The sequence below is a fragment of the Halomonas dongshanensis genome, from assembly GCF_024790395.1.
In the GTDB taxonomy this organism is placed as follows: Bacteria; Pseudomonadota; Gammaproteobacteria; order Pseudomonadales; family Halomonadaceae; genus Vreelandella; species Vreelandella dongshanensis.
The window spans coordinates 1-24,338 of sequence record NZ_JAJISC010000003.1; the positions used below are offsets into that span (position 1 = coordinate 1).

The 24,338-nt window shown below is 50.4% G+C and carries 20 protein-coding genes; 16 read left to right on the top strand and 4 right to left on the bottom strand.

Going from position 1 to position 24,338, the window contains the following annotated elements; genetic code table 11:
* From LLY24_RS06810 to LLY24_RS06820, 3 genes are all read left to right on the top strand, one after another.
* A partial coding sequence (locus LLY24_RS06810) for a type I secretion C-terminal target domain-containing protein (protein ID WP_259035540.1) occupies positions 1 to 3,092 on the top strand: 3,092 nt, incomplete at its 5' end.
* 96 nt (positions 3,093 to 3,188) lie between these two features.
* Positions 3,189 to 3,668, top strand: coding sequence for a hypothetical protein (locus LLY24_RS06815; protein WP_259035541.1), 480 nt, complete (start codon positions 3,189 to 3,191; stop codon positions 3,666 to 3,668).
* Positions 3,669 to 3,704: 36 nt separating this feature from the next.
* A complete protein-coding gene (locus LLY24_RS06820; RefSeq protein WP_259035542.1) occupies positions 3,705 to 4,028 on the top strand; it encodes a tryptophan synthase subunit beta like protein in 324 nt (107 codons plus the stop codon).
* An 85-nt stretch (positions 4,029 to 4,113) separates the two neighbouring features.
* On the opposite strand, the gene LLY24_RS06825 is transcribed toward LLY24_RS06820, so the two are convergent.
* From LLY24_RS06825 to LLY24_RS06835, 3 genes are all read right to left on the bottom strand, one after another.
* Complete coding sequence (locus LLY24_RS06825; protein ID WP_259035543.1) at positions 4,114 to 6,048, bottom strand: bifunctional diguanylate cyclase/phosphodiesterase; 1,935 nt, start codon at positions 6,046 to 6,048, stop codon at positions 4,114 to 4,116.
* Between the two features lie 41 nt (positions 6,049 to 6,089).
* Complete coding sequence (locus tag LLY24_RS06830) at positions 6,090 to 6,794, bottom strand: transglutaminase-like cysteine peptidase (RefSeq protein ID WP_259035544.1); 705 nt, start codon at positions 6,792 to 6,794, stop codon at positions 6,090 to 6,092.
* 91 nt (positions 6,795 to 6,885) lie between these two features.
* Positions 6,886 to 7,491, bottom strand: coding sequence for an arylesterase (locus LLY24_RS06835; RefSeq protein ID WP_259035545.1), 606 nt, complete (start codon positions 7,489 to 7,491; stop codon positions 6,886 to 6,888).
* A gap of 91 nt (positions 7,492 to 7,582) precedes the next feature.
* On the opposite strand from LLY24_RS06835, the gene LLY24_RS06840 reads away from it, so the two are divergent.
* The 13 genes from LLY24_RS06840 (at position 7,583) to LLY24_RS06900 (ending at position 23,437) form a co-directional block, all read left to right on the top strand.
* Entirely contained in the window at positions 7,583 to 8,371 is a 789-nt protein-coding gene (locus tag LLY24_RS06840) for an ABC transporter ATP-binding protein (RefSeq protein WP_259035546.1), read from the top strand.
* The gene (locus LLY24_RS06845; RefSeq protein WP_259035547.1) at positions 8,368 to 10,947 is read left to right on the top strand and encodes an ABC transporter permease; all 2,580 of its coding nucleotides are present in this window, start codon (positions 8,368 to 8,370) and stop codon (positions 10,945 to 10,947) included. Before LLY24_RS06840 ends, LLY24_RS06845 begins: the two co-directional genes overlap by 4 nt.
* A 117-nt stretch (positions 10,948 to 11,064) precedes the next feature.
* Positions 11,065 to 12,330, top strand: a complete 1,266-nt coding sequence (gene glyA / locus LLY24_RS06850; protein WP_259035548.1) for a serine hydroxymethyltransferase — start codon at positions 11,065 to 11,067, stop codon at positions 12,328 to 12,330.
* Between the two features lie 222 nt (positions 12,331 to 12,552).
* A complete protein-coding gene (locus LLY24_RS06855) occupies positions 12,553 to 13,869 on the top strand; it encodes an MATE family efflux transporter (protein WP_259035549.1) in 1,317 nt (438 codons plus the stop codon).
* A 31-nt stretch (positions 13,870 to 13,900) separates the two neighbouring features.
* Positions 13,901 to 14,578 carry a WecB/TagA/CpsF family glycosyltransferase gene (locus LLY24_RS06860; RefSeq protein ID WP_259035550.1) on the top strand — a complete coding sequence of 226 codons (678 nt, stop codon included), beginning with the start codon at positions 13,901 to 13,903 and terminating at the stop codon, positions 14,576 to 14,578.
* A gap of 6 nt (positions 14,579 to 14,584) precedes the next feature.
* Positions 14,585 to 15,226, top strand: a complete 642-nt coding sequence (locus tag LLY24_RS06865) for a glycosyltransferase family 32 protein (RefSeq protein WP_259035551.1) — start codon at positions 14,585 to 14,587, stop codon at positions 15,224 to 15,226.
* A 165-nt stretch (positions 15,227 to 15,391) separates the two neighbouring features.
* Positions 15,392 to 16,630, top strand: a complete 1,239-nt coding sequence (locus LLY24_RS06870) for an O-antigen ligase family protein (protein WP_259035552.1) — start codon at positions 15,392 to 15,394, stop codon at positions 16,628 to 16,630.
* 2 nt (positions 16,631 to 16,632) lie between these two features.
* Positions 16,633 to 18,042 (top strand): undecaprenyl-phosphate glucose phosphotransferase, encoded by a 1,410-nt coding sequence (locus LLY24_RS06875; RefSeq protein ID WP_259035553.1) that lies wholly within the window; start codon positions 16,633 to 16,635, stop codon positions 18,040 to 18,042.
* Between the two features lie 36 nt (positions 18,043 to 18,078).
* Positions 18,079 to 19,086, top strand: a complete 1,008-nt coding sequence (gene galE, locus LLY24_RS06880) for a UDP-glucose 4-epimerase GalE (RefSeq protein WP_259035554.1) — start codon at positions 18,079 to 18,081, stop codon at positions 19,084 to 19,086.
* Between the two features lie 77 nt (positions 19,087 to 19,163).
* Positions 19,164 to 20,411 carry an O-antigen ligase family protein gene (locus LLY24_RS06885; RefSeq protein WP_259035555.1) on the top strand — a complete coding sequence of 416 codons (1,248 nt, stop codon included), beginning with the start codon at positions 19,164 to 19,166 and terminating at the stop codon, positions 20,409 to 20,411.
* 231 nt (positions 20,412 to 20,642) lie between these two features.
* Positions 20,643 to 21,044: a GtrA family protein gene (locus LLY24_RS06890; RefSeq protein ID WP_259035556.1), complete on the top strand. Its 402-nt coding sequence runs from the start codon at positions 20,643 to 20,645 to the stop codon at positions 21,042 to 21,044.
* Entirely contained in the window at positions 21,037 to 21,972 is a 936-nt protein-coding gene (locus tag LLY24_RS06895) for a glycosyltransferase family 2 protein (RefSeq protein ID WP_259035557.1), read from the top strand. The genes LLY24_RS06890 and LLY24_RS06895 overlap by 8 nt, the downstream gene beginning before the upstream one ends.
* A gap of 25 nt (positions 21,973 to 21,997) precedes the next feature.
* Positions 21,998 to 23,437 carry a glucosyltransferase domain-containing protein gene (locus LLY24_RS06900; RefSeq protein ID WP_259035558.1) on the top strand — a complete coding sequence of 480 codons (1,440 nt, stop codon included), beginning with the start codon at positions 21,998 to 22,000 and terminating at the stop codon, positions 23,435 to 23,437.
* A gap of 86 nt (positions 23,438 to 23,523) precedes the next feature.
* Here LLY24_RS06900 and LLY24_RS06905 read toward each other — a convergent pair whose 3' ends face one another.
* Positions 23,524 to 24,327, bottom strand: coding sequence for a glycosyltransferase family 32 protein (locus tag LLY24_RS06905; RefSeq protein ID WP_259035559.1), 804 nt, complete (start codon positions 24,325 to 24,327; stop codon positions 23,524 to 23,526).
* Between the last annotated feature and the right edge of the window lie 11 nt (positions 24,328 to 24,338).

Consider the following 24,338-nt stretch of genomic DNA (forward strand, 5'->3'; position numbering starts at 1 on the left):
GCGTGAATGCCACGGTCACCCTGGGTGACGGCACCCAAGTGGGCGACACCCTGGTGGTGGTCGATGGCAAAGGCAACGAGCTGGTCAACCGCCCGGTCACCCAGGCCGATCTGGACAACGGGGTCAGCGTGACGGTCACCGACCTGAACGCCAGCGACACCGCAATCAGCGTCACCGCCACGGTCACCGACCCGGCGGGTAACATCGCGATGGCTACTGACACCGGTGTAATCGACCTAGTCCCAGTAGCGGAAGATGGGCAGCTGGTAGGTAAAGAAGATGTACCCCTGACGATCACGTGGGATGCCTTCAATATTTCAGACGCAGATTCCGCTGATGAAGAGCTGGGAGTAATTATCACCCAGCTGCCTGAAGCAGGTGCCTTGCAATACAAAGCTGCCGATGGAAGTTGGCAGAGTGTTGAAGAGAATAGCCACTTCACTAAAGCCCAGATCGACGCAGGCGAGCTGCGCTTTAAACCGGCAGCTAATGAATCCGGCTTCGACGGTTATGGTGGCGATGGTTTGGGTAATCAGCAGGCTGACTATGCGCAATTCAGCTTTATACCTACGGATGCGCGTAACGAGGGTAAAGAGGCAACGCTTACTATTGATATTAAACCCGTTGCGGATGCGCCTGAAGTATCTATTGCGATAGGGGAAACGGTAGTTTCTGAACGCCAAACAGCCATTAAAGTCAAGCACGGTAACGTCACGATTGATATTAGGGGCGATGAGATTGCTGCTGCGGGGATTGATGGCAAAATTATCAAGCCTCCGTTTAGTGACGGAAACCTGAATCCGGGAAGTGCCAACAATACGCATGGTGCTGATGTGATTGCCTTGATAGGTGACTTTAACAAGCTGGTAAGAGGAAACCAGCCTGTTAACTCTATCAACGGGCAGGACAAGGATTATGTTTATCTGAGCAAGCCTTATGGCAGCTACTCAGTGGCTCTTGGCGAGGAGCATCAGAACTCTGGTTATGATGGAAGTATTACCGATAAGGCTACCGGTATCCAAATCAGCCTAAACAACATCAAGGGCCTCATTTTTGGCGATGGGCATACCATGATGCCGGTTAATGCGGAGACAACGATTACCCAAGAGGGCTTCGATATCGTCGAGCTGGACGTATCCGCGAAGCTTGTGGATATCGATGGCAGCGAGTTGTTGTCAGGCATCACGCTAACGGGAATTCCTGAAGGTGTCACCGTGACCAGTCAGGCAGGTTTTGACGTCATCAAGCAAAGCGATGGCAGCTGGTTCATCGATAACCCCGATGGTCAGGACCTCATTGATCTGGGCCTACAGATGAAGGTGCCGCTTAGTGCCGGCGCGTTCGATGTGGTGGCAAGTGCAACATCGAAAGAGGTCGTGGGCTTCAATGATGACGGTACGCCCGTTGTCATCGATACGGCAACCAGCACGGCGACCACAGGCATCGAGCAGTACAATATCATTGTCGGCTCGCCAGGCAATGACGGCATCGAAGGTAGTAGTGGCAACGATATCATTATCGGGGACGTGGCGGGTCTGCAACTAGTGCCGGGGTCTGACTACAATATCGCCTTCATGGTCGATACCTCGAGCAGTATGGGCGTCAAAGGTATCGAGGATGCCAAGGCCTCTCTGGCAGAAGTTTTCAAGGCACTGAAAGCCAGCTCCATTGGCGAGGATGCAGGTAAGGTCAATGTCTTCCTGACGGACTTCAATACGCAGGTAGGCAAGACCGTGAGTGTAAACTTGGCGGATGAAGGTGCGTTGGCAAAACTGCAGGGTACTCTCGATGGAATGAAGTACTTGCGTGACAAAGGAACCAACTACGAGGATGTCTTTAAAACGACCGCAAACTGGTTCCATAGCGAATCTGTAAAAGGCAATCCTGGCACTAACCTGACTTACTTCATCACGGATGGTGCGCCCACGTTCTATCAGCAAAACGAGACCACGAAGCCTGTCATTGGATCCAGAAGCAGCAAGAAATGGATATTAGACCTGGATGCAATTCATTATCAGCCGGGGCAGCCGGTGTATGAAAACATCGACGGCACAAGACGCGAAGTTATCGACAAAGATGGCGCCGTTAAACAATGGAACTACAGTTCCGGCTGTGGTGGCGGTAGTTGGACGAGCACGGTCATCGGTAACGTCATGGCTGATGGTAAGGGCGGATATGAGATTTCCGAGCTGGGAGGCAACGGCAGCAGCACTACTGAAGAAGTGTTAGCTAACTCGAAAGCCGCGTTTGCGCTGCTTGATGGTCTGTCCGATATCAATGCGATCGGTATCGGGGCGAGCCTCAATGAAAGTCTGCTGAGCCAATTCGATTCAGATGGCATCGTGCAGGCGAACATTGATCCAGAGGACTTGGCCGATGCGATACTGGGACAGAACACCGTGCTGCCGTCGGGTGACGATGTCGTCAGAGGTGGTGAAGGAAACGACATCATCTTCGGCGATCAGGTCAAGTTCGCAGATATCGAAGGAAACGGCTTGCCAGCCATGAAGGCTTACATTGCCGATAAGTTGGGTATTGACGATCCTAATGCGCTATCAGCGCAGCAGATCCATGAATACATCACCGAAAACCATGACGAGTTTGGTCGTCTGGGTGGGGCCGCCGGTGGTAATGATATTCTCATTGGTGGCGAGGGTGATGATATCCTCTTCGGTATGGGTGGCAACGACACGCTGATAGGGGGAACAGGCAACGACATCATGTACGGCGGTACCGGTGCCAATACCTTCGTCTGGGAGAGCGGTGATCAAGGCTCTCTTCAGGCACCTGCTGTCGATCAAGTCATGGACTTCCAGTTGGGACGCTTTAACGGTAGTGGCGAAGCGGATCGCCTGGACTTGGCTGATCTATTGCAGGGAGAAGATAGCGGCAATATCGATCAGTACATCTATGCTGAGCAGCAGGGCAGTGATACGGTGCTGCATATCAAGTCGGATGGAGGTTTGAAAGCTGGGGGGGACAATGCTGATCAACGAATTGTGCTCAAGGACGTAGAGATGCCCGAAGGAAGTAGCTCGTCTGACTTTATCCAGAGTATGCTGAATGATGGGCAGCTCAAGATAGACCTCTAATATGCCGTTTTAATATGGTGAAGCTCCATTCGGGTTTTTCGAGTGGAGCTTTTAACCTAGAGAGCGATCTCAATCATGTCGAGGAAAGTGTGCAGTATGTATTTCGATGATGAACAATTATTACGCTGGATGAAAGGCGATAGTTCCGCAGTTGAATTCATCGAAATAGTCTGTGATGTGGCGCATAAATGGGATGACTTGATTGACAGAGATAAGGAACTAGATGACGCTAGCATCAATAAGCTTTTTTTCGATTTGTTGATCCGCTTGCCAAGGAACACATTCTATCGTAAAAATTTTGAACATCTTAATTCGGTATTAATGAATTCGATCTCTAATTGGCAAATCGCAACGGAGATGGAGAGAGAGGGCGACGACTATAGGACAAGTATTGCCTTTATTCTTCGGTCCTCCTATGTTGACTTGATTACACAGGCATCTTTGATCACTGGCGGAAATAAATGGGCATGTGCTGTAGGTAAGCAAGCTCGTGAAATTACGCACAGCGAAACCTACTCTGGTTATTTAAAAAATCTCACAAAGGAGAGTCAGGATAGAGCGAAGAGACAGTCGTAAGTAATGAGTGTCTATAGCTAATCCTGCAATGACACCATGCTCTACATCAAACGCAATGCCCAGGGGGAAATCGTCATGCTCAGTAAAGAGCCTCTCGATGACGCCAACGAAACCATCGCGCCGGACTCGCCGGAGGTGTTTGCTTTTCTAGCGGCACAGACGGGGCAATCGGCGCAGTTCATCGCCTCGGATTTGGCATTCGTGCGGGTCGTGGAGGATATGTTGGAAGTGTTGCTGGAGAAGGGCGTGCTCAGCTTCACTGATCTACCGCCGGCGGCGCAAAGCAAGATCATGGAGCGTAAATCGCTGCGGGCCAAGAATGATGTGAACCTACTAGGCGATGATGGCGACGTCATCTAGAAAACATTCTTAGCCTCAAAGACGCAAGGCCGCTGCCACGAACTGGCAGCGGCCTTCTTTTTTGGGCGTTAATGCGTTTAGGTAATCAATGCAGCTCGCGTACACCGGGGCCGGTCGCGCCGTCGGCGCCCGCTTGGAAGGCGGCGGTGAGCTCGGCTTCGGTGGTCACGCCCTCGGCGATCACCTGGATGCCTAGGGAGTGGCAAAGTGTCGCCATGCCACGCACGATGGCCTGTTGCTCTGAGGACGCATCAAGGCGACGGATCAGGCTGCTATCAACTTTGAGATACGCCAGCCCCATGTCGTGCAGGTCGGCGAGGCGGGTAAATTCAGCGCCCACGTGCTCTATTCCTAATTGGCAGCCTAGAGGGCGCAGGGCATGGCTCAAACTGCGAAGGCTGGCTACGGCTTGCGCATCCAGCGCTGCGGGCACTTCGAAGCAGAGATTTTGGGCTAGCGGTGTGGCTTCCAGCAGGGCGCGCAGCTCGTTAACGAAGCGCGCGCTAGTGATGGAGGCGATGGAAAGGTTCAGCCCCAGCGTGCGCGTTGGGGTGAGGGCTAGCTCTGCCAGCGCCTTTTTAACCACCGCCATATCCAGCGCGGGTTCGATGCCCAGGCGCGTTACCCAGGGTAGGAATACCCCGGCGCTTTGCCATGCCTGCTCCAGCTCCAGGCGGGCCGGGCATTCATAGTGAACGATCTGGCCTGTAGCGTCTACAACTGGGAAAAAAGCCAACTGTGGCCCTTTGGCCAAGGCAGCATCGAGCGCTTCACGCCACTCGGCGTGGGTATGGAACAGCGAATGGTACTCGCGGTCGCGCACCACGACGCTGGTATGCACGCTACTCTCGGCTTCGGCCAGGGCGTCGTCGAGGGTGGCGAGTAGGGTACCGCGCTCGTCGTCACTTGCGTAGGGCATAACGGCGGCGAGCAGGCGTGGTCGTTCGCTATGCTCACTCGGGCTTTCCGTCGGTTGTGGGTGAGTATCGGCTGCTAGCGTTTGCAGCAGCGTAGTAAGCTCCTTGGCGAGTAGCTCGGGGCTTTCAGCGGCAGGGGCCATGACGGCGAAGTCGCTGCCGTTCAAGCGCCCGACCAGCGGCACATGCCACTGCTTACCGAGGCTCTCCAGGCGCGATGCCAGAGCCTTGAGTAGGGCATCGGTGGCGTTATGCCCCAACTGCTGATTGAGCTTTTCCAACTGCGACACGCGTACCATCGCCATGACCCCCGAGGCGCGGACGTCGTCGCTTGTCAGGGCAGCCGTTAGGCGGCCCATGAAGGCCTCGCGGTTGAGCGCACCGGTGATGCGATCGTGCTGCAAGTGGCGGCGCAGCGCGTCGAGTTTCTCGCCCTCTTGGCTTAGCATATGGTGCACATCGGCAGAGAGCGTATTCATCGCCTGAGCCAGTTGGCGAAGCTCTAGCGTTTTGGGCTCTTCACTGGTGGTAAAGCGGCGGGCACCGATGTCTCGCGCCTGCGTAACGACGCGGTCCAGCGGTTTTTTGATGCCGCGCACCAATACCCACGCCAGCAGTAGGCTAAGTAGGCCAGCCAGCGCGAACCAGGCGGCGAGTTCGAGCATGCTGCGCCAGAGGGCGGCGTAAGCGAAGCTGTGCTGGCTTGCAAGCGTGAGCGTGCCAAACTGACGCCAGCCATCTTGAATAGTGGCGCTGCCTTCGGGGACGTCGAAGTGCACTAGCTGACGAAACCACCTAGGAACGTCTCCCTCGTAGCTGGGCGCCGAGCGCTCGATCAGTACCTCGCCCTGAGGGTCGCGAAGAACGATCTGGCGGTAGTAGCCGGTATCGAACTGGGCCGCGATCAACAGCTCAAGCGTCACCGGGTCTTTATCCAGCTGGCTCATCGACAGCGCCAGGGCCGTGGCGTTGTCCTCGTTCTTGATCCGCACTTCCTGCTCGATATAGCTACGGCTGGTCGAAATACTCACCAGCAGGCTGCCGACGAACGACACCAGCAGCACGGTAACGATGGCCAGCCAGAGCTGTTTGATAAGCGACATCCCAGGTCCTCTTAGATAAATCCTTGTTAATTAAAATCTTGTTAGGTGAAGCCTTGTGACTGCATGCGTTCGATGACGCCTCGCCAGCGGGAGAGGCGGGCGAGTGGGTCGGCGCGTGACTGCGTTGAGCCGCCCGCCCAGAGGCCGTCGCTATTGAAGCTGAACAGGGGGTCAAGATCGCTACGCTGCGACGCTGGGGTGATCGACGGCAGTATATTATCGAGTACCAGCGGCTCGGCGTCGGGCGTCGAGTAGTAGCCGAGCACCATGTGCGCCTGCGTAATTTGGCTACGGCCGATGCGGGCGCGAACGTAGATCATGCGCAGACGTTCACCGGGCACGCCCAGCTGCTTGAGGGTGACGTACTTGGCGATGGAGTAATCCTCGCAGTCGCCTTGGCCCTGGCCCATGGTTTCTAGCGGCGTGGCCCAGTGGTCTTCGCTGCCCCAGTTGTTGATGTCATCGACCCAGCGTACGCGGCGGTTGAAGAAGTCGTTGACCTCGCGCAGCTGGACGCTGATCTCCTCACCGCGCAGACGCTCGAGCAGGGCAAACCACTCCTCCAGCACGCGAAGCCCGCCTTGGCCATAAAGCCGCTGCATGCTCTGACGCAAGCGGTCGGGGTCGAAGGCCTGCGCCGGCGGGGTAGGAAGCCCGAGCGCCAGCGCCGCAGCAACGCCACCGAGCCCGGCGAGAAAACGCCGACGCGAAGCATCGAGGGGGCGAGAAACGAAGCGAACGGACATTCAGTGAGATCGCGGTGGGGCCGGGGGGAACAAGAGTACAGGGCATGCCCGGCCCGCGCTAGAGAAGCGGTGCGGGCCATCGCAATAGCAGCTAGGCATCGGCCTCCTCCGGTGAACGCTCGAGTAGCGGTTCGAGCGCAGGCCAAACGTTATCGAGGATGGTGGGTTGAGCAGCGGCGGTGGGGTGAATGCCATCGTCCTGCATCAGTTCGGCATCGAGCGCTACGCTTTCGAGTAAAAAGGGCACCAGGGCGACCTCGAACTCGTCGGCCAATTGATGGTAAACGCCGGTAAACGCATCGCGGTAGGCTTGGCCATAGTTGGGCGGAATATCGATACCTAAAAGCAGTACCTCGGCGTCGATGGCTTGGCTCTGCTCTATCATGGTGGCGAGATTGGCCTGCATCTGCTGTGGCGCCAGGCCGCGCAGACCATCGTTGCCGCCGAGTTCGAGCAGCACGATGTCGGGGGCGTGCTGATCCAGCAGATCGGCAAGGCGCTGGCGACCGCCAGAGGTGGTTTCACCGCTGATGCTGGCATTGACCACCTGGGCGCGTTCACCCAAGCGTTCTTGCAACAGCGTGACCCAGCCTTCGTCCTGCTCGATGCCGTAGGCGGCGCTGAGGCTATCACCCATTACCAAAAGCGTTGGTGGCTCGTTGGCTTGCAGAGCAAGGGGGAAGGCGGTCACTATCATGGCTACCGTTAAGATGGCCCTCTTTCCTAGCACGCACAAAAGATGTTGTTGCCAGCGATTCGTTTGCCACATATCAGGGATACCTCATTTCATGACCGATGCGCCGGATCAGTCTAGCCCGCTTTCTTCCAAACCGATATCTCCCCGCCCGCATGCCGATACTCTCGTGCTCGATGCGCGAGGGTTATGCAAGCAGGTGGTTAGCGGCGAAAAGCGCCTCACTATTCTCGCAGCGCTGGACCTTCAAGTAACGCGGGGTGAAAGCGTGGCCATTCTGGGGCGCAGCGGTGCGGGTAAATCGACCCTTCTGGGTCTACTCGCCGGGCTCGATACCCCGGATGAAGGCGAGCTTGCCCTTTTTGGCAAGCCGCTTAGCCGCCTGGATGAAGACGGCCGTGCAGCGCTGCGGGCGGGTAAGGTCGGCTTCGTGTTTCAGAATTTCCAGCTGTTACCCACCTTGAATGCGCTGGAAAACGTGCTGCTGCCGCTCGAACTTTCCGCGCGCGCCGGTGATACACCAGCAGCCAAAGAGTGGCTTTCGCGGGTAGGGCTTGCTGCGCGCACCGGGCATCTACCCAAGCAGCTTTCCGGTGGCGAACAGCAGCGGGTGGCCATCGCCCGCGCCTTCGTTACCGACCCCGAGCTGGTCTTTGCCGACGAGCCCACAGGCAACCTTGATCCCGATACTGGCGCCCAGATCATCGATCTGCTCTTCGAACTCAACCGCGCGTTGGGCACCACGCTGATTCTGGTCACGCATGATCACGCCTTGGCGCGACGCTGTAGCCGCTGCCTGCAGCTGGTCGATGGCCGTTTGGAGGCGTTTGATCGTTTCGATACGGGTGGTGACGCGGTAACGCCCAGCACAGGTGACGCATGAGTGAGTGGAACTGGCGCCTGGCCGGGCGTAGCCTCAAGCGCGACCTGCGCGCCGCCGACGTGCGTGCGCTGTTTATTGCCCTAATGCTCGCGGTAGCGGCCTCGACCATGATTGCGTTCTTTCTCGACCGGTTGGAGCGCGGGCTCGAGCGTCAGGCGGGGCAACTGCTCGGCGGTGACGTAGTGCTCGAACAGCGCGAGCCTTTCGATGACGAACTCAGAGACACGTTCGAAGCCGCAGGGCTTACCCTAAGCGAGCAGGTAAATTTGGTCTCGATGATCAGCCGCGAGGCGCGCTTTCAGCCCGCGAGCCTAAAAGCCGTGGATGATCGTTATCCGCTCTATGGCAGCCTTGAGGTGGATAGGGGAGAGGGCGTTACCACCTTAGCCTCGGGTCCGTCCCCGGGTGAGGCGTGGGCGGATCCCCGGCTCATGGCGCTGGTCGAGCTATCGCTTGGCGATAGCGTGCAGGTAGGGCAGACCGAACTGGTTATTACCGGCGTTATCCAGCGAGAGGCCGACCAAGCCGGGGGCTTTGGCAACTTCAATCCGCGCTTGATGATCCACACGGCAGACCTACCCGCTACGGGCTTGGTGCAGCCGGGCTCGCGCATCGACTTCGAACTGCTGGCCGCCGGGCCGCCCAGCGCGTTGGCGCAAGTGCAAGACCAGCTTGCCGAACTGCGCCAAGCAGGCGTGGAAGTGCGCGACGTACGCGTTGATCGCCCTCAACTGGGTAACGCCCTGCAGCGCGCCGAGAGCTACTTGGGGCTTGCCGGGCTTGCCGCCGTGCTGCTGGCCGGGGTGGCGGTGGCCATGTCCACACGGCGCTATACCGAGCGCCATTTGGATACCGCGGCGCTGCTACGCTGCTTTGGTGCCAGCCAACAGCAGCTTGCGTTCATCTTTACGCTACAACTGCTGGGCTTGGCTTTGGCGGCTTCGATTGCCGGGGCGCTGTTGGGCTTTGCCGGGCAGGCGCTGCTATTGAGGCTTTTGGGCGACCTACTCCCGCTGACGTTACCGGCCCCCGGTTTGACTCCCCTGGCGCTGGGCGTGCTGACGGCGCTGGCGGTGCTGGTCGGCTTTGCCGGGCCGACGCTTTTGCGTATTCAGCGCGTGAGCGCGCTCAAGGTGCTGCGTCGCGAGCTCGATCCGTTGCCGCCTTCGGCGTGGCTAGTGGTGGGCGTTGCCAGCCTAGTCTTTGGCGCCCTGCTGTGGCTCTACTCGGGCAGTCTAGTACTTTCGATGGCGCTCTTACTCGGTGGGTTCGTGGTGTTGGGGCTTTTGTGGGGCCTGTGCACACTACTGCTCAACGGGTTGTTGGCCGCTCTTACGCGCCTCTCCGGACGCGGCGAATGGCGCCAAGCGCTGCGCTTGGGCGGGCGGCAGCTGGGGCGTCGGCGCCAAGCGGGAGTGGGCCAGTTATTGGCGTTTTCGGTGACGTTCTTCGCTATGGCGATGATCGTACTGGTACGCGGCGATCTGCTCGATACCTGGCAGGCGCAACTGCCGGAACGCACGCCCAACTATTTTGCCATCAACATCCAACCCAGCGAGCGCGACGCCTTCGCCACTGCTATCGCGCCCCATGCCGATGCCCAGAGTACGCTCTATCCCATGGTGCGCGGGCGGTTGACCGAGATCAACGGTGAGCTGGCACGCGAGGCGGTGCCCGTTGATGCACGCGGTGACAACGCCCTGCGCCGCGAGCTGAACCTCACTTGGCAGTCGCAGCTGCCCGAGGGCAACCGCGTGGTGGCGGGAGAGTGGTTTGCAAGCCGTAGTGCAGCCAATGCCCATCAGGCCAACTGGATGAGCGCCGTCGATGCGCACAGCGCCTCAACCGAGACTACGCCTGTGCCCGTGTCGCTAGAGGATGGGCTGGCCGAGCGCTTGGGCGTAACACTCGGCGACAGGCTCAGTTTCACCATTGGCGGTGAGCGCCTTGAGGCCGAGATCACGAGCCTGCGTAATCTCGATTGGGACAGTTTTCAGCCCAACTTCTACGTGGTCTTTCCGCCGGGCGTGCTCGAAGGTTTCGGCCATAGCTACATCACCGCTTTTCATCTGCCCGAGCAGGAGCAGTCTTTGATTCGCGAATTGGTAAGCGATTTCCCCGGTGTTTCTCTGCTCAACGTCGATGCCATCTTGCGCCAGGTGCGCGACATGCTTAGCCAAGTGACCCGAGCGATCGAGCTGATCCTTGCATTGGTGCTGCTCGCGGGCGTGAGCGTGCTCTATGCTTCGTTGACCGCAAGCCTGCCAGTACGGGCCCATGAGAGCGCCTTGCTGCGCGTATTTGGGGCGGGCAACCGGCTGATCTCACGCGTCCAGGCCGCCGAGTATGGCCTTTTGGGGCTGGCGAGCGGGCTGATGGGGGCGGCGCTTAGCGAGCTTGCCTGCGCCGTGCTCTATCGCGTCTGGCTCGATCTACCGCCGCGGCTGCATCTCGAACTTTGGCTTTTACTACCGCTGGGTGGGGCGCTGTTAATTGGTGGCATTGGTCATCTCTTGACCCGTGACGTGCGCCGACAGGCACCCGCCGCGAGCTTGGGGCTGCTGGAAGAGGCGTGAGGCCATGATGACGATATATGCCGATCCAATGCAGATGCGATGAAACCTGACAGGCGCTGGGGTATGATAGCGCCTCTTCCTTTTCACCATCGCTCCTTTTGACGAGGTTCCCTGCTCATGTTCAGCCGCGATATGACCATTGCCGGATTCGATGACACCCTGTTTGACGCCATGCAGAAAGAGGTAGCGCGTCAAGAGGCTCACATCGAGCTGATTGCCTCCGAAAACTACGCCAGCCCCCGCGTGCTAGAAGCCCAAGGCAGCCAGTTGACCAACAAGTATGCCGAAGGCTATCCGGGCAAGCGCTACTACGGCGGCTGCGAATACGTGGATATCGCGGAGAGCTTGGCGATCGATTACGCCAAGGAGCTGTTCGGCGCCACTTACGCCAACGTTCAGCCGCATTCAGGCTCACAGGCCAACGGCGCCGTTTTCCAGGCGTTGGTCAAGCCGGGTGAAACCGTGCTGGGCATGAGCCTGGATGCCGGTGGTCACCTGACCCACGGCGCCAAGCCCAATTTTTCGGGCAAGCACTACAACGCCGTTCAGTACGGTCTCAACGACCAGGGCCTAATCGACTACGATCAAGTGGCGGCGCTAGCCCATGAGCACAAGCCGAAGATGATCATTGCAGGCTTCTCTGCCTATTCACAAATCATCGACTGGGCCAAGTTCCGCGAGATTGCCGATGAAGTGGGTGCCTACCTACTGGTCGACATGGCCCACGTGGCGGGTCTGGTCGCCGCTGGCGTCTACCCGAGCCCTCTGAAACATGCTCACGTCGTCACCACTACGACCCACAAAACGCTGCGCGGCCCGCGTGGTGGTCTGATCCTTTCGGCCGAGAACGACGCCGAGATCGAAAAGAAGCTGCAATCTGCCGTGTTCCCCGGTGGCCAAGGCGGCCCGTTGATGCACGTCATCGCCGCCAAGGCGATCTGCTTCAAAGAAGCCATGGCGCCGGAATTTAAAACCTACCAGCAACAGGTGGTCAAGAACGCCCAGACCATGGCGCAGGTGTTCATCGAGCGCGGCTACGACATCGTCTCCGGCGGTACTGAAGATCATCTCTTCCTGCTCTCGCTGATCAAGCAGGGTGTAACCGGTAAGGACGCCGACGCTGCTCTGGGGCGCGCGCATATCACCGTCAACAAAAACGCCGTTCCCAACGACCCGCAAAGCCCCTTCATCACCTCGGGCCTGCGCATCGGTACGCCTGCCGTCACCACGCGCGGCTTCGGCGAAAAAGAGTGCAGCGAGCTGGCTGGCTGGATCTGCGACATTCTCGACGTCCTCGCTAAGGGCGAAGATACTACAAGCATCGAAAATGAGGTGCAGGGCAAGGTCGCCGAGGTATGTGGGCGGTTTGCGGTTTATAAGTGATAATTAGGATTAACTAGCTGTCTCTATACAGGGATGAAGAGGTCTGTTACATTTGTAAAAGCGCAATCCTTTGTGGTTGCGCTTTTTTAATTGTTCTCAATATGAATTCGATCATGGAACAATTTGCACTCGATGGTAATGAGATGCATGTCTAAATATGCGTAAATTTAATTAGAAAGCTATCTTTAATTGTAAGCTATACCATGGATAAGGTGAGCTTAAGTGATACTGAGTTTTATTTTCAAAAATCAGCTTTTATCTACTTTTGCTGCTAGAGGCATGGCAGCAGGAGGAACATTCCTTCTCTCTTATGTGCTCGCTACCTTCGTCGATCTCAAAGAGTTCGGCGCTTTCATGCTGTGTCTGTCGATTATGATAGGTATTCAAGTATTTACTAGTTTAGGTACTGATAGGGCAACCCTAAAGTACATGGGCATTGCTACTGCAAATGACAATCGCCGGGAAGTGAAATGGATTTATCACCGTGGTTTTTGGGTGAATATGGCAGCGAGCTTGGTAGTATCTACACTGTTGTTTTTTTGGGCTGCAGAAATTGCGGCTCTATTATTCACAAATGTTGAAAAAGGGGCGCACGCTTTACGTATCACAGCGCTTCTTTCCCCTCTCTATAGTATTATTTATCTGTGCAATTTCATCTTGAAAGGGTGGGGAAAAGCGAATGTTTCTTGCCTCTTTGAAATAGGTAGTATCTCCATCATATTGAGCCTGTTCATAGTGGGGATCTCACTTTTTAGCAATGTAGTGCTTACCGCCTCGTATCTTATGGCGTTACTTGGCAGCCTTTTAGTCCTTTACTTGGTCATTGGATTATGGGCTGTGATGCGTGTCTATGGCAGCAGCGGCTTAAGCGATGACAGAAAAATTAGCTTTTCGCGTGGTTTTTACCAAAGTCTTCCCGATTTTTTGCTGGTGGGTATCATTTTTTACTATATCCAATGGGGAGCCAGCGTCGTGTTGGGGGTGTTTCATAGTGAAGAGCAGGTCGCTATTTTCAGTTTGGGACTGCGTCTAGCGATGATTATCGGTTTTATTTTAACCGTTTACGACAGCATTCTAGGGCCAAAGTTTTCACGTCTATACCATGAAAACAATCACACTGAATTAAGGCGGTTGGCTAAAAAAAGTACGCTGCAGATGTCACTTTTCTCAGCCCTTCCTGCATTTATTTTCTTGCTTTGGCCGGAATGGATATTGAGTTTTTTTGGAAACGATTATCAAGGTGCGGCGGGTGTGTTACGTGTACTGGTACTAGCACAGGTAATTAACGTATTTACAGGTTCGGTCGTACTGTTGTTATTGATGGTCGATAGACAGCGCTTAGCACGTAATCTTTTGCTTTTATCTGTAGTAGTAGGTGGGGGTGTGGCACTAATACTTACTCCTTTCTATGGCGCAATGGGAGCTGCGTTATCTCTATTGGTATGTCTTACTGTGCATAATGTGCTTGCAGTTTACGTGGTGAAGCGTGATTTGGGTTTTTTAATGATGGATTGGCGGGGCGCTTATGTGCGCCACTGAGATCAATTAACGGCTAGGGAGCGTTGATAGCATGAAAATGAAGCTGGAAAAGCGCTTTATCTTTCAGCCGGGCGAGTGTTGTACTTTTCTCAACCCCTTTTCGTTGGGCGTGGTCTCCGAGACGTTGACTCATCAGGAGTGTAAGCGTTTACGCTTTTATACAGATGGTATTGCCATCGTAATATACGCTCGCCTTTTCAAAAACAAGCGCGTTGAGCGCGTCAGTTTCGATGATACGTCGATTGCCCCCTTGGTATTCCAACATGCGGTAGAATATGGCAAACGAGTCTGCCTCATTGGAGGAACACAAGAAAATATTTCTCAAGCTACTGTACTATTGCAGGAAAAATACCCGGGCCTAGATATTATATTAGCTCGCTCGGGATATTTCGATGAAGCAAGCGAGCGAGCACAATTCCTTGAGCATGCCATGTCATCAGATATCCTCATCGTAGGTATGGGAGCGGGTAAGCAAGAGCGTGTCCTGTTGGATATGCAGGATAAGGGATGGCAAGGAAGCGGCTTTACCTGCGGGGGGTATTTAGATCAATTAGTAGCGGCTAAAGGCGGTGACTACTATCCTGAGATTATTAATCGTTACCATCTACGTTGGTTATACCGAATTTTGAAAGAACCCCGTCGACTAGCTGCTCGTTATTTCTTTGACTATCCTTACTATCTCTTTAAGTTTGGAAAAAATATTGGTTGATATTAAATGATTCCTAAAACTATTCACTATTGCTGGTTCGGTGGAAATGAAAAAAGCGCTCTATATAAAGAGTGTATTTCTAGTTGGAACGCCATCATGCCAGACTTCGATATTATCGAATGGAATGAAAGTAATATAGATATCAGCATTCCTTATGTGAAAGATTGCCTCGAAAAAAAACGCTGGGCATTTCTTTCGGACTATATACGTATGGTGGTACTACGTGATCATGGTGGTGTCTATTTAGATGTTGATATCGAAGCTGTTAGAACTTTAGATCCTTTGTTGCAGTATAACTGCTTCTTAGGGTATGAAGATGCTGATAGATTGAATACGGCTGTTGTAGGCGGCGCGGCTGGCCATCACTTTTTTAACGATGCAATAGACTTGATTGAAAAGAGATTTAAAGAAAAAAAGCCCTTTTTGATAGCGCCAGAAGTCGCTAATGCATGTGTGAGAAAAGATGCTAGCGATATTCAGCTAATGCCTTATAGTGCTTTTTATCCTTACAATCCGTATGCTAAAGCGCATGATCGTAAGATTCTAATGTTCAAGTATGTAGAAGAAAGTACTTATCTTATTCATCATTGGGGAAAAGGATGGAAGATGGGATTGTTTGAAAGGATCAAAAGAAAAATTATAGGCTAAATAATAAAGTGTAGTGGAAGGAAGGGCGGCTACTAGTGTTTTATAAAACCGAGGCCTGTCTTTAATTTTTTTATAGTAGACGCAAATATGGCTATCAATAGGTTGTTTTTTTTCTTACTAGGCGCCTGGATATTTTTTATCAATGGAAATTTTGACGATAGGGTCATGCTTTCTATTGAGCAGTATAGCACCATGCTAATGATACTTTTGGCGCTATTGGGCTTTATTACGTTAAGTAAATGGAGTGTTAGCCCGGTAGTGATTTTTTTACCTATCTTTATTTTTTATCTTTTCTTAATATCACTTTTATTTGAGGGTGAGCTGACCGCTTTAGCTAAAGTGGTGGCTCTTTCACTTATCGTGGTGTTGGCAAGTTTCTGTGCCTACAAGGTTAGCGCGGAAGAGTTTCTCAAACTGCTTGTTGTATCGCTTTTTCTATTGCTTGTTTTTAATGTTGTACTAGCGAGTTTTTATCCTGATGTAGGCGTTGAAGCTGGGAAGTTTTCGGGAGATTGGAAAGGCGTTTTTGATCAAAAAAACGCACTCGGTCGACTTTCGGCTTTACTTATGGTTTTAGCAACACTTTTATTTATTAGTGTTCGCGATCTTGAAAATAAGATTTTTGCTTTTTTTGTGTTTGTGTCCGCCGTTTTCGTCGTTATAAACTCGGGGTCTAGAACCGGATTTGCTACTGGTGTATTGACTTCTGTTCTCGTGCTTTTCTTTTGCTTAGTTTATAAAGTAATTAAAGATCCCGAAGTTAACGCGAAAGTGTTCGTAGCAGTTTTGTTTTTTGAAGCTTTTTCAATAGGTGTCATCATATTAAGTAATATGGAAGCTGTTAATCTTTATTCAGGTAATGATGGTGTCAGTGTCTTTGGTCAATTTATTTCTTTAACTGGTCGATTGACTATTTGGGAGTATGCCGTTCAGCATTTGCAAGGGGCCCATCTTTGGGTAGGTTATGGTTTAGATAATTTCTGGACCACAGAAAATTTTAGAGCATTGGGCGCTATTGACGGAATGGGAGATTTTTATCCTGAAGATAGCCATAATGGTTATATTGATATTCTCATTCAAGGAGGAGTGTTGGGTGCATTTTTCTATGGGACTTTTATAGTTTTCTTATTAGTCTCTGTTTTAAGGGCTAACCTTAATTTCGTAGAATTTATTACCTTTTTCACTTTTATTAGTTTCTTTATGATTTCCAATATATCGGAATCTTACACAACGAAGTCCACAAATATTGTAAATTTTATATTTATTTATTTGAGTGCATTGGTTTTTTTGAAATCGGGAAAAAATAGATGCGGTTGGATTTTAAAGGTCTCTTCAGTAAAAGACATTAAAATCTTTGGCTTTGCTTTGCTAGGCAAAAGCGTAAATAGAACCAGGGTGCTATGAAGATGATGTATCGTAGTAACGAAAAAATGAAAATACGAAAAGGCGTTGTATTTTCGGAGCGTTACCCTCCGCAGCTTATTTTTCCCGTTCTGGATATCGTCGTAATTACATTTTTCGGCCTTTTAGCTTATCTCTATCGATTTGGCTCTATTGAATTACATGAACGCTATGTTTTAGCACTAGCTTGTATGTCTTTGCTAGTCGTCGTAATAAATGGCGCGTTTGGAAGCTACAAACGATGGCGAGTGTCGTCGAATTATAATTTAATTGGTAAGCTGCTAATTGTTTGGCTGGCGGTGGCAATTATCGTTTCTTCTTTAATTTATTTGGCTGATGCATCGGAGCGTTATTCAAGGCTTTGGGTGGGGCTTACACTTCTTGGTTCCTTTACGGTAGCGAGTGCTGCACGAATTGCAGTGCAGTATGGGCTTAGGCGTATTCGTTTACGTGGAGGAGCGCGGCGGCCAGTCTTTCTTATAGGGCCTGGGACAAACGTACTTAATGTGGCTAAGGGGATGCGTCAGGCGGCATGGGAAGGCCACACTATTGCTGGCGTCGAACGTCTTCACAGAATTCCCGATAGTGTTCAACTTGATAGAATCGCTACACGAATCAGCTCGTCCGGGGCGGCAGAGGTGTGGATTTGCGTCCCCTTGGAGATGGGAGAAACCGTTCATGCACTTTTCTTTGCTTTGCGTAATCATACTGAAGAGATTCGCTTCATACCTGATTTCAAAGATATGAGGCTTTTGAACCATCGTACTAGTGAAGTGGCTGGGCATTTGGCTATCGATTTAAGCGTATCTCCTATCAGCGGTATGGCGAGGTTGATAAAGCGCACTGAAGACATTCTATTGGGCGGATTGATCACGCTGATGATTCTGCCAATTTGTCTTGTAATTGCGATTGCTATAAAAGTGACCTCTCCAGGCCCTGTTCTCTTCAAGCAATATCGAACGGGTTCGAACGGTAAAAGGTTCAAGGTCTATAAATTTCGCTCCATGCGTGTTCATAATGAGAAGGCGGGAACAGTGACGCAGGCTACTAAAAATGATAATCGCCTTACATCGATTGGAGCATTGCTACGTAAAACTTCGCTGGATGAATTACCCCAGTTCTATAATGTCTTACAGGGACGAATGTCGATTGTAGGGCCTCGCCCGCATGCGTTAGAGCACAACGAGTATTATAAAGAGCTGGTTGAGTCCTATATGCGTCGGCACAAGGTAAAGCCGGGAATTACAGGTTGGGCGCAGGTCAATGGTCTGCGTGGAGAAACAGATACGCTCGATAAAATGCAGAGACGCGTCGAGTTTGATCTCTGGTACATCGATAATTGGTCGCTTTTTTTAGATTTAAAAATTATTTTTTTGACGGTGTTTAAAGGCTTCACCAATAAGAATGCATATTGACGCCGCCTATTGATGTGGCTAGAACGAGGTAAAGCGATGATACTGCTGACGGGTGGAACTGGATACATTGGTTCACACATTGCCGTAGAACTGCTCGAAGCTGGGTACGATGTCATCCTGCTGGATAACCTTTGCAATAGCCAGCGCTCGGTTGTGACGCGAATTGAGCAGATCACTCAGCGTAGCGTTCACTTTCATGAGGGTGATATCTGCGATTATAAGGGCCTTAGCGCCTTCTTCGCACGCTACGATATTGATGCCGTGATCCACTGCGCTGGTCTCAAAGCAGTGGGCGAGAGCATCTCTAAGCCGCTCGAGTACTATGATAATAATGTCAGCGGTACGCTGTGTTTGCTCAAAGCCATGCGCCAAGCGGGTGTCATGCAACTGGTATTTAGCTCATCGGCTACCGTCTATGGTGAAGAGGCTGCGATACCTTATATTGAGCACATGCCCCGAGGGCGCACGACTAGCCCCTATGGCACTTCGAAAGCCATGATCGAGAAACTGCTCGAAGATGCCAGCGCTAGTGATTCGCGTTGGGCGATCTCCATCCTGCGCTATTTCAATCCTGTTGGTGCTCATCCTAGTGGTTTCATTGGAGAAGCACCCCAGGGTATACCTAATAACCTCATGCCTTATATCAGTCAGGTAGCCGCTGGCCAGCGTGCTGAGCTTGCCATTTTCGGTGATGATTATCCTACGCCCGATGGCACCTGCGTGCGTGACTATCTGCACGTGGTGGATTTGGCTAAAGGGCATTTGAAGGCACTCCAGTATCTGTCAACTGGCGTAGACCATTTCAACCTTGGTACAGGCCAGGGCGTTTCAGTGCGGGAGATGGTGGCCACGTTCGAACGTGCTACGGGCGTTACGGTGCCTTATCGCTTTGCCCCAAGGCGCAGCGGTGACCTACCGGCTTTTTGGGCGAGCGCTGAGAAAGCCCGAAAAGAGCTAGGGTGGCAGGCTGAAAAAAGCGTTCACGACATGGTGGTGGATACCTGGCGCTGGCAGCAATGGGCAAATAGAGATCCTGAACGCTAAGAGAGCACGTGGTATAGTGCAGGCCGAACCGCTATCGGCCACGGCACTCCGCCTTTCTAAAGATACAAGACGATACCATGTTGAATACTGCTCGGTGGGCTACCCATTATACGTCACTCGCTGCGTTCCTATTTGGAGCGCTTTCTCTCGTCATACCGACCGGCTACTCGTTAGGCGCGGTACTCCTGCTTTTGGGGGGTGTGGCACTGCTCTTTTTGCGCCCACGGTTGCACTTAGACCGTAAAGACTACGCTGTGATAGCGGTAATGTTGGCGTATTCCATTGTCGTGATGTTAATGGCCTGGTGGGGAGGTGAAAGCTCACGTGCTTTGGACCGCCCCAGTCGATTTATGCTCGCCGTTCCTGCACTCCTATTCGTGCTTGCTTATCCACCGCGTTTGGCGTGGCTATGGTCGGGATTTGCCGTAGGTGCCATTGCTGCAGGTAGCTGGGCTGCTTGGCAGAAACTCTTTAGCGAGGTCGAGCGTGCTGGCGGATATACCCATGTCATCCAGTTCGGTAACTTGAGTATGCTGCTAGGTATATTGTGCATGGCGGGCTTAGGTTGGGCATTCATTCAGCGCCAACGCGCGATATGGACCATTTTACTTATCACAGCTGCCTTCATGGGGGTGCTCGGATCGCTTATGTCAGGCAGTCGGGGAGGCTGGGTCGGTTTCCCACTAATGCTGTTGGTGCTTTATCGCAGCTATGGCCAGCAATTTCCCCTAAAAATTAAACTATCCCTAGTAGGCCTAGTCGTTCTTATGGGGGCTGGCGCTTTCTTTTTACCTCAAACAGGTATTCAAGACCGAGTAGTTCAGGGTATCAATGATATAACTTGGTACCTATCAGGCGATTCTCAGGATACATCGCTTGGTGCACGTTTTGAAATGTGGAAAGGCGCTAGCCACTTGATTGCCGAGAAACCACTTCTTGGGTGGGGAGAAATAGGTTACCAGGAAGGGATGGCAAAATTAGTCGCGCAAAATATAGTCAGCCCTGTCGTACTTCAGTTTGGTCATGCTCATAATGAGTTTTTTGACGCGTTTGCTAAGCGAGGAATTGTTGGCCTCGCTATTCTATTAATGCTTTACCTCGTGCCCATGCGTTTGTTTGGTCGTTATCTCCATCATACTGATTTGAATGTGCGATCAATTGCCGTCGCTGGCGTGCTATTAAGTGTTGCATATATAGATTTTGGTTTCTCACAAGTTTTCTTGTCTCATAACAGTGGCGTGATGGTCTTTGCGTTTTTATTAGCGATACTTTGGGGGATTCATAGTCATCAAAAACTACTTATAGGTAAAAGCGGCGGCCAATAATTTTTATGTGCAGCTATTAAAATTTTATCTTTAATTTATAGCGGGATGATTTATTGATTCTTTGATTCAATTTTTAATATAGAGGGTTGTTATTAATGATGTGCACCCTCTTTATTTTTAGAGTGCAAGAAAATTTCTCTATGTCAAATATTAATACCCATAACATTTAACTTTCGTGTGTCTTAAATTTTATTTGAAATGTACTTTACTTGAAATGTTATTGAGAAAAAAATGAATATCTTTAAGTTTTTTATTGAAAACGAAAGTTTCCAATTGTTCCGTTTTTTCGTGGTCGGTGGGGGGGCCACATTAATCCATCTTGCAATAGCAGCACTGCTAATTTTTTTATTTCCTTTCCTGCATATTTATGCTGTGAATTTTATTTCATTCTTAACTGCCTTTTTGTTTTCTTTTTTAGGGCATCAATATTTTACCTTTAAAAGGCAGGGTTCTTTAGCTAAATTTTTTAGTGTTTCTGTATTAGGTTTTTTTTTAAACAACATCGTTTTGACAATTGGGCTTGCTTTCCATTTTCCAAAGATGATTGCAATTTTAATTGCAGTTATGAGTGTTCCTTTTCTTACGTACATAGTGTCAAAAATATGGATATTCAGGGGAGATTCTAATGATTGAAAAGAAAAGAGATGTACTTTCTTTAATTGTTGCGGTTTTAAACGAAGAGGAGTCTATTGATCCTTTTCTTACGGCTATTAATGAAGATCTCAAAGATTTAGAGTTGGATCTTGAATTGCTTTTTGTCGATGATGGTTCTACAGATAAAACTGTCGATAAAATAATGTTGGCGGCTAAACAAGATCAGCGAATAAAGTGCATCAAGTTATCTCGTAATTTTGGTAAAGAAGCGGCTATGACAGCAGGTATTGACCATGCAATAGGAGATGCCGTTATTCCTATTGATGTGGATTTACAAGATCCTCCCTCTTTAATTCATGATTTTGTTTATTATTGGAAAAAAGGATATGACACAGTCTATGGCATGCGCGCTAGCCGTAAAGACGATAAGAGAAGTAAAAGAGCATCAGCAGGAATGTTTTATAGGGTTTTTAATAAACTATCTCATACTTCTATACCTGCTAATGCAGGCGATTTTAGATTAATGAGCCGGCGCGTTGTTGACGCTATTAAGAATATGCCTGAGAGAAATCGCTTCATGAAGGGTATGTTTGCATGGCCAGGTTATCCTTCTATTGGTGTTGAGTATCATCGCCCTGCGCGCCATGTAGGTCAGACCAAGTGGAATTTTTGGAAATTATGGAATTTCGCTCTAGATGGCTTAACTAGCTTTTCTACATGGCCTTTAAGAGTATGGTCATATATTGGTGGTGTCATTGCTTTTTTAAGCCTTGTTTATATGTTTTTTATTGTATTAAGAACAATTTTTCTAGGAGTCGATTGGCCTGGTTATGCATCTCTGATGTCAGCAATTCTATTTTTTGGTTCCATACAACTTATTTCCATAGGTGTTTTGGGTGAATATATTGGTCGGCTATACATTGAGTCTAAGCATAGACCTATATATATAGTTGAAGATATTTTCTAAATTGCATTATGCGGGAGTAGAGAAGTTGAAGGTTAAATTAGAGTACTATTTCTTATTGTCTTGCGCGCTATTTTCTATGCCTGCTGTAATGTTAGGCGTATATTATAGAGATGATTATTGGAGAGTGGTAACCGGAGGGAATTTTTGGGGCTGGGCTGGTAGACAAGGTGCTGATCAATTAGCGCATCTTCTATCACTGAGTCGATACCATGTTGATTCGTATCCACTAGGGTTGATTCTAGCTATTGTAACTATGGCAGGATCATTAATATATATATCCAAAAAATCTTCTGAAGAAGATAGCTATGCAAGTTTGGCTTTACCACTTTTATTTATAAATCCTTTTTTTATTCAGAATTTAGCTTATCGATTTGATGCTCCGCAAATGATTATAGCTTTGGCTTTAGCTATTTTTGCTTATTATAAAGTCCAGGGTGGTCTTTTAAAGAGCTTTGCTTCTGTATTACTAGTTTTTTTGTCTCTTATTATCTATCAGCCTTGCGTTAATATTTTTTTAGGCCTTATGGCGGTAAATTATTGCTTCAAGATTAAAAAATCTGATACGGAAAAAGATAGCCTAGTTCTCTCGGAGCTTTTTGTTTTCTTATTGGGGTATGTTTCTTATCTTTTTTTTCAGAAATTTGTTATTGGAAATATTCCCAGAAGTGAAACTATAGCTTTTTCGGAAATCCACATATCTCTCTATTACGTATCGAAGTATCTCTATGAGTCTGTCTCTAGTTTGTTCGTGGGCTATGCAGCTTATTTGCTTTTTTTGTTTCTACTCGTTTCGTTTTTTTGCGTCTTTTCTTTTTTGAAAACATCTTTTTTTAAGAATATTGTGAAAGAAAAAAGAGTTTTTTCCTTATTCGTATTTTTATCAGTGCCATTGCTGCTCTTTTTTGCATCTACTGGACCGTCTTTCATTTTGGCTGAGGGGGTAACGGATATAAGGGTTTTAGTTGGTTTTTCTTCGGTTGTATTCTTTTTAGCTGTTGCTGTTTTGAAAAAGATGCCAGAAAAATATGCTTTCTTTATTGTTTTGATTCCAGTCTATTGTTTTATAGTTTTTTCTTTTCAGTTTTTTAATGCAGTAAAGGCTCAAAGACTATTTGAAGAGAATATAGTTTCTAATATTTCTTATGACTTGAGTCAGTATGTTGACGAAGAAGTAGAGATTTATATGTCTGGTGTATTCCCAATTGCTCCCATTGCTAATGTCATTGCTTCGAGGAGCCCGCTCATTATGCGTATGCTTAGCCCAATGGAGGGCTGGATATCTGGGCCGGCACTCAAATCTTACGGGAATAATGTGGCTATCAGTTGGACTAATTTAAGTGAAGATAAAGTTTTAGAAGTATGTAATGGACTAATGGATGAAGTGCTAAATAAAAAACAATATGCGATATATCAAAGAGAAGAGATCATGATCGTTCATGCAAAGGGAGCAGGAGATATTTGCTAAAACATATGATGTGACGTTATACAATTAAGCTATTGCTATCCATAGCTGTGCTATTGCAGCTATGGAAGGCATAGTCTTAATTTTATTTAAACATCATCGCGGATGACGCGCACCTGCTTCTGCTCCCGCGTCCACTTGCCAGCGGCTTTATCGATGTACTGAAAGTGCTCGTTGGTGAAGCTACCCTGGTTGCAGGCATAGCGGTAGGCGATGGTGGGCACTTCGTTTTGGTCGAGTAGGGCGTTGAAAACGCCGGGGCCGGTGATGTCGAAGACGTTGGTGAGGCGGTTCTCGCGGATGTTGGCGCACACTTGCGCGAGTAGGCGCTGAATGTTGGGGTTGCCCGGCTGGCTGGCGATGAAGTAGTTGCTGAGATCGCCCCGGCGAGTGGTAACGTAGAGTTCTGTCACTTCCTCGCCAATGACATCGCCCAGAGGCCAGATGGCGTGGGCATCGATGTCGAGATACACCCCACCATGCACGTCGAGTACCGCTAAGCGCCAAAGGTCCGCTTGGGCGGCGCCGATTTGCAGGCGGTCGTAGCAGGCGAGAACGTCCGCATCGCACTGCGCTTCGATAAAGTCTCGGCGCGTTTGGGTAATCATGAAACGATATTCGAAGCGCGGCGCCATCAAACGGTTGAATAGGTAGTTGAGGTAGACCGGAAGCGTCACCCGGTTGGTGAAGTTGGTCTGCCAGATGATGCGGGGAATGCGAGACGCCTGCTTACTCGGCCACCAAGGCGCGGCCTGCTCGGGCAAAGTAAAGCGCACCTTGGGTAGTAGCGCATGAAAAGGGTAGCTGGCGAGCTTGGCAATGTTGGCCAGCAGCTTAATGACCCGGCTACAGATGACGATGGACGTTTTTTTCAGCAAATGCCGTGGGGGCATGGTGGGGCGCC

What these genes read in the sequence shown, in the direction of transcription:
- LLY24_RS06815 (WP_259035541.1), top strand. Translation starts at nt 3,189, where the DNA reads ATGTATTTCGATGATGAACAATTATTACGCTGGATGAAAGGCGATAGT.
- LLY24_RS06820 (WP_259035542.1), top strand. Translation starts at nt 3,705, where the DNA reads ATGCTCTACATCAAACGCAATGCCCAGGGGGAAATCGTCATGCTCAGT.
- LLY24_RS06825 (WP_259035543.1), bottom strand. Translation starts at nt 6,048, where the DNA reads ATGTCGCTTATCAAACAGCTCTGGCTGGCCATCGTTACCGTGCTGCTG.
- LLY24_RS06830 (WP_259035544.1), bottom strand. Translation starts at nt 6,794, where the DNA reads ATGTCCGTTCGCTTCGTTTCTCGCCCCCTCGATGCTTCGCGTCGGCGT.
- LLY24_RS06835 (WP_259035545.1), bottom strand. Translation starts at nt 7,491, where the DNA reads ATGATAGTGACCGCCTTCCCCCTTGCTCTGCAAGCCAACGAGCCACCA.
- LLY24_RS06840 (WP_259035546.1), top strand. Translation starts at nt 7,583, where the DNA reads ATGACCGATGCGCCGGATCAGTCTAGCCCGCTTTCTTCCAAACCGATA.
- LLY24_RS06845 (WP_259035547.1), top strand. Translation starts at nt 8,368, where the DNA reads ATGAGTGAGTGGAACTGGCGCCTGGCCGGGCGTAGCCTCAAGCGCGAC.
- glyA (WP_259035548.1), top strand. Translation starts at nt 11,065, where the DNA reads ATGTTCAGCCGCGATATGACCATTGCCGGATTCGATGACACCCTGTTT.
- LLY24_RS06860 (WP_259035550.1), top strand. Translation starts at nt 13,901, where the DNA reads ATGAAAATGAAGCTGGAAAAGCGCTTTATCTTTCAGCCGGGCGAGTGT.
- LLY24_RS06865 (WP_259035551.1), top strand. Translation starts at nt 14,585, where the DNA reads ATGATTCCTAAAACTATTCACTATTGCTGGTTCGGTGGAAATGAAAAA.
- LLY24_RS06870 (WP_259035552.1), top strand. Translation starts at nt 15,392, where the DNA reads ATGCTTTCTATTGAGCAGTATAGCACCATGCTAATGATACTTTTGGCG.
- LLY24_RS06875 (WP_259035553.1), top strand. Translation starts at nt 16,633, where the DNA reads ATGATGTATCGTAGTAACGAAAAAATGAAAATACGAAAAGGCGTTGTA.
- galE (WP_259035554.1), top strand. Translation starts at nt 18,079, where the DNA reads ATGATACTGCTGACGGGTGGAACTGGATACATTGGTTCACACATTGCC.
- LLY24_RS06885 (WP_259035555.1), top strand. Translation starts at nt 19,164, where the DNA reads ATGTTGAATACTGCTCGGTGGGCTACCCATTATACGTCACTCGCTGCG.
- LLY24_RS06890 (WP_259035556.1), top strand. Translation starts at nt 20,643, where the DNA reads ATGAATATCTTTAAGTTTTTTATTGAAAACGAAAGTTTCCAATTGTTC.
- LLY24_RS06895 (WP_259035557.1), top strand. Translation starts at nt 21,037, where the DNA reads ATGATTGAAAAGAAAAGAGATGTACTTTCTTTAATTGTTGCGGTTTTA.
- LLY24_RS06905 (WP_259035559.1), bottom strand. Translation starts at nt 24,327, where the DNA reads ATGCCCCCACGGCATTTGCTGAAAAAAACGTCCATCGTCATCTGTAGC.